This is a genomic window from Prosthecobacter sp. (genome assembly GCF_014879935.1).
Lineage (GTDB): Bacteria > Verrucomicrobiota > Verrucomicrobiia > Verrucomicrobiales > Verrucomicrobiaceae > Prosthecobacter.
Map to the genome: position 1 here is coordinate 26,195 of NZ_JACSRD010000073.1, position 8,133 is coordinate 34,327.

The window sequence follows — 8,133 nt, forward strand, 5'->3', positions numbered from 1 at the left end:
GAAGATCAATTTCAGGCAGCCCGTCGGCTGGCCCAGACCATGAAACCGAGGGCCAGCACGATGCCTGGGAGTGTGACTGAGGTGACCCAGAAGATGAGCTCATGCTGCCGTTTGGTGAGCTGGATGCGATAGGAGCGCTTTGGCTTTGAGGTGATGCCGATGAGGCGTTCACGGTTCAGCAGCCAGTTCAAGCCGGCGGAGACGAAATCACGATTCACGGCCAGCATGGTCTGCTTGTCGAGCAGGGTGGCATTCGAGACGACCACCATGCGGGAACTGTCGGCCCGCTGACTTTCATCCGTCACGGCACCGCGTTCAATGCTGGCGGCCAGGTAAATCGGCGGGAGCGTGTCCTCTTCATCCACGACCGGCAGTTCTTCGAGGTACTGGCGTTCACCCCAGTAGCGGGGCGAGGCGCGGATGAGCGGCATCACCTTGATGGCCTGCTCTTTGAGGGCCGTGTCCTGGTCCCGCAGTTCCAGGGACTCCGACTGCCCGGCCAGTGTGATCGCAGACGATGCCAGGTGGCGCAGATAGGGCACATCCTTCAGGAACTCGGCGATGACGGAGAACTCTTTCCGCGCGCCCGTGCTGGAGCTTTCCGCCACCAGGACCCGGTCGCCGCGCGGACGCACGCCATTCATGGTCAGAAAGGCATCCAGCCGGCCGGTTTCGCCGCCGGGGTCCAGCATGACGAAAATGCCGGCGCGTTTGGTCTTCCAGTAGTCGTCGAGCATCGCGATCTCGCGTTCGGAGAAGTCGTAGCGCGGTCCCAGGATGAGCAGACCGTCAGCATCCGGCGGCACGCGGGTGACTTCGGACAGGTTCACCTGGATGGCTTCGAAGTTCTGCTGCTTGCCGAGATCGACAGCGGCGCTGTAGGCATCGCTCAACGCCGCATCTGAACGGCTGCCCTTGCCGACCACGTAGTAGAAGCGGCGGATGCGGCCCTCCACGACGGAGACGAGGGCGGAGGTGATGGCGTCCTCGCCGCGGAACTCGATGATCCGCCGGTTCGTGCTGGTGCCAGACTCGCGCACGACGAGTTCCTCCTCGGTGATGAAGCGTTTGTTCGACCCGCAGCGGATGAGGACGCCGTTTTGTGCGAGCGACAAGCCGGTATCAGCTTTGAGTTGCTCCGCGCGTTCGATGTCACGCACCGGATCGATGGATTTCACCTTGATGCGCTGGCGGCCGTGGATGCGGTACTCCTCGCTCAGCGACTGCACCTCCCCGTAAACCTTGGAATCACGTCCGAAGACGATGAAGATCTGCACGTCGCGGGAGAGACCATTGAGGTAGTTCAAAGACGCCTCGCTCAGTGTGTAGTCCTGGCTCGGGCTGAGGTCCCAGCGCGCGTAGTAGCGCCAGCTCAGGCGGTTCACCCCGGCGAAGAGGGCCAGCGCCAGGATGACCTGGATGGCGACGTTGAGGCCGATGCCGGAGCGCTTGGGCATCGGGCGCTTTTCGCTTGGGGAGGGGGTCTGTTCTGAGTCCGGCATGATGTGTCGGGCAAAATGACGGTCACGGCCGCCAGCGGCGGAACTCGACGACGTGATGAGTGAAGGTGAGGAACAGCAGCGACATGGTGACGTAGTAAACCAGTGGCCGGCTGTCGATGAGGCCGGCGGTGAAGATGCGGATGTGCTCCGTGGCCGCGAAGTAGTTCACGATGTCCACGATCGTGTCGGAGATCTTCCGGCCGACGACCATGACAAAGATGCCCATGAGGAAGTGCAGCAGGCTCAGCGTGAAGGAAAGGATGGCGGCCACGATCTGGTTCGCGGTCAAAGAAGACGCGAAACAGCCGACGGCGAGATTGAACATGCCCATGACCACCAGGATGAGGTAGGCGCCCTGCATCGCACCATCGGGCACCTCCACCTGTCCGGCGCTGATCCAGGAGGCGAACTTGAAATTGAACAGGCTCGGCAGCCACAGGAGGCAGTAAACGATGAGGGACGCCATGTACTTTGCCCCGACGACCTGCCAGGCACGCACGGGCGCGGTGAAGAGCGTCTCCAGCGTGCCCATTTTCTTTTCCTCGGCGAAGAGACGCATGGTCAGCAGCGGAAAGATGAAGAAGTAGGACAGCCAGAACCACATCGCGTGAAAGGTCCAGCTCACGATGGACCCTTCACTTGGGGCACTTTCCAGCACGGAAAGCGCCGCGCGAAAGGCGAAGCCGTTCAGGATCATCACCAGCGCCAGCACCACGTAGGCAACCGGGGAGACAAAGAAGGCATGCAGCTCCTTTTTGAGCAGAATCCAGAAAATCCTCATAGAACGTGCGTGGGAATGTCGCCTGGAGTGCCGGCGTTCATGGAGAGCTCGACAAACACATCCTCCAGTGTCGGGAGCTGGCGGTGCATCTCGCGGATGCGCCAGTTTTTCTTCGTCGCGAGGTCCATCACGGCGTCGCGGACATCGTGCTCCGGCTCCACGCGCAGTGTGAACCGGCGCCAGGGGGTGGAATCGCCGGCATCCTCGTTCGCTTTGCGCACACCGGGGATGGCGGCGAGCTCGGCGGCCAGGTTTCCACTGCCGCTGAGCTCAAGATGCAGGAGCGTCGTGGAGCGGAGCTGGCGGGCGAGGTTTTGCGGTGTGTCGTTCGCGCGGATGCGCCCCTGGTGGATCATCACCACACGGTCACAGCTTTGCTCGACCTCCTGCAGGATGTGCGTGGAGAGCAGCACGGTGTGTTTCGACTTCAAACTGCGCAGCAGATCACGCACATGGCGGATCTGCACCGGATCGAGGCCGTTGGTCGGCTCGTCGAGGATGAGCAGCTTCGGCTTGTGAACGAGCGCATCAGCCAGGGCGACACGCTGGCGGTAGCCTTTGGACAGATTGCCAATCAAACGGCGGCGCATGTCAGTGACACCGGTCAGATCCATCACCTCCCCGATGCGGCGGCGCATGGACGCGCCTGAAAGCCCCTTCAACTGGGCCCGGAACGCGAGGTACTCCTTCACCTTCATGTCGGTGTAAAGCGGTGCCATTTCAGGCATGTAGCCGACTGACTGGCGCACCTGGATCGACTGATGGAAGACGTCAAAACCCGCCACTGTGGCGTGGCCGGAGGTCGCGGGCATGTAGCCGCTGAGAATCCGCATCGTGGTCGATTTTCCGGCGCCATTCGGACCCAGAAAGCCGACGACTTCCCCGGGCTCGACATGGAAGGAGATGTGGTTCACCGCAGTGCGCCCGGCGTACTGTTTGGTGAGGTCCTGGACATCGATCATGACGGGAAAAGAAGAGGGGAAGGGGAAATCGGAAATTAAACCTTATGGCGGCCCGAAAGACAATTCGCAAACGGGCTTTCGCAAAAATGATGCCCTGTCCCACGTGGCGACGGCGACCCCGTCAGTCCTCCTCATTCCGCGTCATTTTCCGGCTTCCCGTGTGCCGGTGCCTTTGGGCATCTTCATCAACGAGTCGCCCAGCTCGGATCGCATGGCTTCCGCGTGCATTTCCAGCTTGGCGACCACGTCCGGGTGCTGGGCCGCGACGTTTTTCGATTCGCTGATGTCCGCGTAGATGTCGTAGAGCTCGGGCTGCTCGATTTTGACCTGCTTGTAGAGCACCGGCTTGCCGCCCGTGGCCTTGGGGCCGTCGGCAGGGAGGCTGCGGTAGGAGTGCGGCAGATGCAGCTTCCAGCGTCCATCCCCGCTGCTGAGCGCCTGGAGCTGGTTGTTCTCGTAGTAGAAGGCGTAGAAGTCGTGCGGATTCTTCGCGTCCGGGCCGCCGCTGACGACCGGCCAGCAGTTCAGGCCGTCGATCTTGTGATCCGGCAGTTTCGCGTCGATGACGTGTGCGATGGTCGGCAGGAGGTCGATCGTCATCATCATGGTGTCTGTCGTGGACCCTGCCGGAATCTTGCCCGGCCACTTCATGATGCCGGTGACACGGGTGCCGCCTTCCCAGCAGGTGCCTTTGCCCTCGCGTAGCGGTCCTGCGCTGCCCGCGTGGTCGCCGTAGCTGAGCCAGGGGCCGTTGTCGCTGGTGAAAATGACCCACGTGTTGTCTTCGAGGCCGTTTTTCTTCAGCGTGTCCATGATCTGGCCCACGGACCAGTCCACCTCCATCATCACATCGCCAAACAGGCCCTTGCCCGACTTGCCTTTGAACTTGTCGCTCACGAACAGCGGCACATGGACCATGCTGTGGGCCAGGTAGAGGAAAAAGGGCTTGTCCTTGTTCTTCTCGATGAATTTCACGCCGCGCGTCGTGTAATCAGTCGTCAGGCGGGTTTGATCCTCCGGGGTGATCTCCTCATCGGCCACGTGGTCATTTTCGACCATGGGCAGCTTCGGATAGGCTCCGGGTTTCGCCTGTGGGTGGTAAGGCCACATGTCGTTCGAGTAAGGGATGCCGTAGTATTCGTCGAAGCCGTGCTTCACCGGCAGAAACTGGGGCAGGGAACCCAGGTGCCATTTTCCGACCGCCGCCGTGGCGTAACCTTTTTGTTTCACCAGTTCGGCGAGGGTCATTTCGTCGGCATTGATCCCGTGTTTCGCCGATGGTCCGAGCGCCCCGTGAATACCGACGCGATTCGGATAGCAGCCTGTCAGCAAGGCACAACGCGACGCGCTGCAAACCGGCTGCGCGACGTGGAAATTCGTGAACTTCCGCCCCTCCGCGGCCAGGCGGTCGATGTTCGGCGTCTGATAGCCCTGCGCGCCAAAACAGCCGACATCCGCATAACCCATGTCATCCATGAAGATGATCACGATGTTCGGATCACGCTTCTCAGCGGCGAAGGACGAGGTGAGGGCGAGCAATGACGACAGCAGAGGAAGGAGGCGGCGCATGGTCTTGATTCAACGTCGTCGAGGCAGCCATCCTTCCGCTGCAAAATGGCGGTGAACCGGGCGGTCATGCGCCCGGCATCGCCAGTTCGAAATCGAACGTGCGGTCGGGCATGGTGCAGCGCTGGTCGATGAGCGGGGAGTAGTCCTGGCAGCGCACGGTTTTGCCATCAGGAAGGATCTGCAGGAGCCGCAGCCAGCCATTGCCGCCGTTCACGTCCTTCTGGTAATCAACGACCATCTCCTGCACGAGCTGTCCCCCCTGCGCCTTGCTGGTGCGGTGGTTGGTGTAGCAGGCGTGGCCGCTCAGGATCATGGCGACGTTCGGATGCTTCGAGGCCATCTGCCAGAGGTCCTCGGGCTGGGTCAGATCGGGCTTCTCAGTGGGTGCGGGAGCTGGTGATTGGCCTTTCCCGAGGCTGGCCGAAAGCTTGAGTCGCTGGTTCGTCTTCGGATCAAGGTAGGCGTGGGTGAAAAGGATCACGCTGTGCTGCGGATGGGAGGCGATCACCTCGTTCGTCCAGCGCAGGACATCGGCACGCGGGGCGAATTCCAGGCCGATGACGAGCCACTTGCGGCCTCCGGCCTCGAATTGATGCCAATGGTTGTCCACTTTGCCGTTTTGCTGCTCATAAGAGCCTCCGAAGGTCGGCATGGCCTGGAACATCGGCAGCGGCAGCCAGACGCTGAAGGGGGTGCGGTGGGTGTTCACCTGCAATTTGCCACCGTAGTCGTGGTTTCCGGGTGCGCTGGCCCACGGGACCTTGCCTTCGAGTCGCTTGAAGGCATCCCGGGCCACGATCCATTCCGCATCAGCGGAGGTTTCCGTGACGTCGCCGACCTGGATCATGAAGCGGATCGAGTATCTGGCGGCATTGTCCGCGATCCACTGGGTCTGCTTGTGAAAAATCTCCGGATGCAACTGCGCGTAGAACTGCGTGTCCGGCATGATCGCGATGGTGAAGCCACCCGGCACCGCCTCGGGCGCCCCGGCAGTCATCCGCACCGACGCCGGCTGCAAAGCGGGCAGAGTGGGGACCTTCGCTGCCGGAGCTTTCTCCTCGGCAGAAACCAGTGATGGCAAGAGCAGCAGCGAAAGGAGAATGCGGAACCTCATGGCAAGTCCGAACGGCGGCCAGCGGCCTGGTTTGCAAAGGTTTTGAAACGCATCGGAACAGAGGCTGCCACTGCGGGAAATCACGGGCTTTTTCTGCTTGCTGAATTCTGGCATGCCCGTATGATCTGCGTCCTTCCCGGACAGAATTAGCGTTTTACGGCGAGAGTGGGGTCTTTCCCCGCTCTTTTTTGTCTGGTGGCATCACGAATTTTTATGATCAGCGAACTTAAAGCCCTTTTCGACTACTACGAGAAAGAGAAAGGAATCGACCGTGGCAAAATGGTCGAGGCCCTCTCACAGGCATTGCTCGCCGCCTCCAAGAAAAGCATCGGTCCGGCGCGTGAGCTGCGCATCGACATCGATCCCGACAAGGGCACCATCAAGGCCTTCGCCAAGCTGCTGGCGGTTGAGACTGTGAGCAATCCCTGGGAAGAGCTCCCGCTGGCCAAGGCGCGGAAGTTCAAGAAGGACGCCATCGTGGGTGACGAGATCGAGCTGGAAGTCACGCCGAACAACATGGGCCGCATCGCCGCCCAGACCGCGAAGCAGACGATGCTCCAGCGCCTGCGCATGGCCGAGAAGGAAAATCTCTATGACGAGTTCAAGGATCGCACCGGCGATGTCGTCAGCGGTGTGGTGCGTCGCTTTGAGAAGTCCGACGTCGTCATCGACCTCGGCAAGTTTGAAGGCGTCATGACCTCCAAGGAACGCGTCGCCACGGAAGATTACACTCCAGGGGATCGCATGCGCTTCTACGTGAAGGCAGTGGAGAAGGACACCGGCCGCGGACCTGAGATCATCCTTTCCCGTGCCCACCCGAACTTCGTCCGTCGTTTGTTCGAGTTCGAGGTCAGCGAGATCGGCGACCGCACGGTCGAAATCGCCAGCATCGCCCGTGAGGCCGGCTACCGCACGAAGGTGGCCGTCCACAGTGCTGATGAGAAAGTCGATCCCGTGGGCGCCTGCGTGGGCCTGCGCGGTGCGCGCGTGAAGAACATCGTCCGTGAGCTGAACAATGAGAAGGTGGACATCATCCGCTGGAAGGCCGACCCCGCCGAGTTCATCCGCGAGGCCCTGAAGCCGATCAAGGTGATCACCATCCAGGTGAACGCCGACAAGAAGGAGGCCCGCCTCACCGTCAGCGAGGAAGATCTCTCGAAGGCAATCGGCCGCCGCGGCCAGAACGCCCGCCTGACCTCGCGTCTGGTCGGCATGGATCTCATCATCGAGAAGGATCAGCACGCCGCCGAGGTCTTTGAAGGCCAGATGGGCAGCGCGGTGCATCACCTAGTGGACGCCCTCGGCATCACCGAGGAGACCGCACGCCAGCTCACGGAAGGCGGCATGGGCGATCTCGCCACGCTTGCCTCCGGTGTCGATGTGGACGACATCACCGAGGTTCTCGGTGGTGATCACGACCTTGCGGTCCGGATCTATGAAAAGGCGACAGCAAACGCAGCTCCTGCAGAGGAGTAGTTTTTGTGCCGCCATGAAAGCTTTCCCCAACAACTTCGATCCTCATTTACAGCCAGCCAGCCGCTCCGCTCGTCCGATTCAATCCTCTCATGCCCAGCAAGTCCTCATCCTCCAAATCGCCCAAGCCTTCAGACGAAGCAACGCCTGAAGCAGAAGCGAACATCGACAGCGCCAAGCCCAAAAAAGCCACCAAAGGCAAGGTGCTTTCGCTGATCGAGGAGGAAAAGCCCAAGACACGCGTCAGAAGCAAGGAAAGCACGGTTCTGCCGCCGCTGGGTGCCACGAAAAAGCCGGCCGTCGAGGAGCCGAAGAAGGAGGAGCCGGCGGCACCCGCCAAGCCGACGCTCGATGAGCAGAAAGCCGCCGCGCTGAACCTTTTCGAGGACGACGAGAAGCCGAAGAAGCGGGTCCGTCCGGCGGATGCCGTCCAGCAGACCGCGCTGCCGCCGATTTCCCTGCTGAAGGAGGACACCACACCGAAGCCGATCATTCCAATCGTCCATGCGCCGCCTGCGGACGTGCCGAAGCCCGAGTTCGAGGTCAACGAGAGCGGGGAGAAGATCATCCACCTCAAGCCGCCGATCGTCGTCAAAGACCTGGCGGACAAGATGGGCCTGAAGCCCTTCAAGGTCATCTCCGACCTCATCGCCTTCAAGGTGTTCGCCAGCGCCGACAAGGCCATCGACATCGAAATCGCCGAGAAGATCTGTGAGAAGCATGGCTTCAAGC

At 61.2% G+C, this 8,133-nt stretch carries 7 protein-coding genes; 2 read left to right on the plus strand and 5 right to left on the minus strand.

What is annotated here, in order from left to right; all coding sequences use genetic code 11:
* Positions 1–11: 11 nt before the first annotated feature.
* The 5 genes from IAE77_RS03515 to IAE77_RS03535 form a co-directional block, all read right to left on the minus strand.
* A complete protein-coding gene (locus tag IAE77_RS03515) occupies positions 12–1,457 on the minus strand; it encodes a GldG family protein (RefSeq protein ID WP_294221888.1) in 1,446 nt (481 codons plus the stop codon).
* A 67-nt stretch (positions 1,458–1,524) separates the two neighbouring features.
* Complete coding sequence (locus IAE77_RS03520; RefSeq protein WP_294221891.1) at positions 1,525–2,283, minus strand: ABC transporter permease; 759 nt, start codon at positions 2,281–2,283, stop codon at positions 1,525–1,527.
* Positions 2,280–3,245, minus strand: a complete 966-nt coding sequence (locus IAE77_RS03525) for an ATP-binding cassette domain-containing protein (protein ID WP_294221893.1) — start codon at positions 3,243–3,245, stop codon at positions 2,280–2,282. The genes IAE77_RS03520 and IAE77_RS03525 overlap by 4 nt, the downstream gene beginning before the upstream one ends.
* A 141-nt stretch (positions 3,246–3,386) precedes the next feature.
* Entirely contained in the window at positions 3,387–4,814 is a 1,428-nt protein-coding gene (locus IAE77_RS03530) for a sulfatase (protein WP_294221896.1), read from the minus strand.
* Positions 4,815–4,878: 64 nt separating this feature from the next.
* Positions 4,879–5,928, minus strand: coding sequence for a metallophosphoesterase (locus IAE77_RS03535; protein ID WP_294221899.1), 1,050 nt, complete (start codon positions 5,926–5,928; stop codon positions 4,879–4,881).
* A gap of 213 nt (positions 5,929–6,141) precedes the next feature.
* Between IAE77_RS03535 and nusA the strand changes: the two genes are divergently transcribed.
* Entirely contained in the window at positions 6,142–7,404 is a 1,263-nt protein-coding gene (gene nusA / locus IAE77_RS03540; RefSeq protein WP_294221902.1) for a transcription termination factor NusA, read from the plus strand.
* Between the two features lie 89 nt (positions 7,405–7,493).
* Positions 7,494–8,133: translation initiation factor IF-2 N-terminal domain-containing protein (locus IAE77_RS03545; protein WP_294221906.1), on the plus strand; the 640-nt coding region annotated here is incomplete at its 3' end.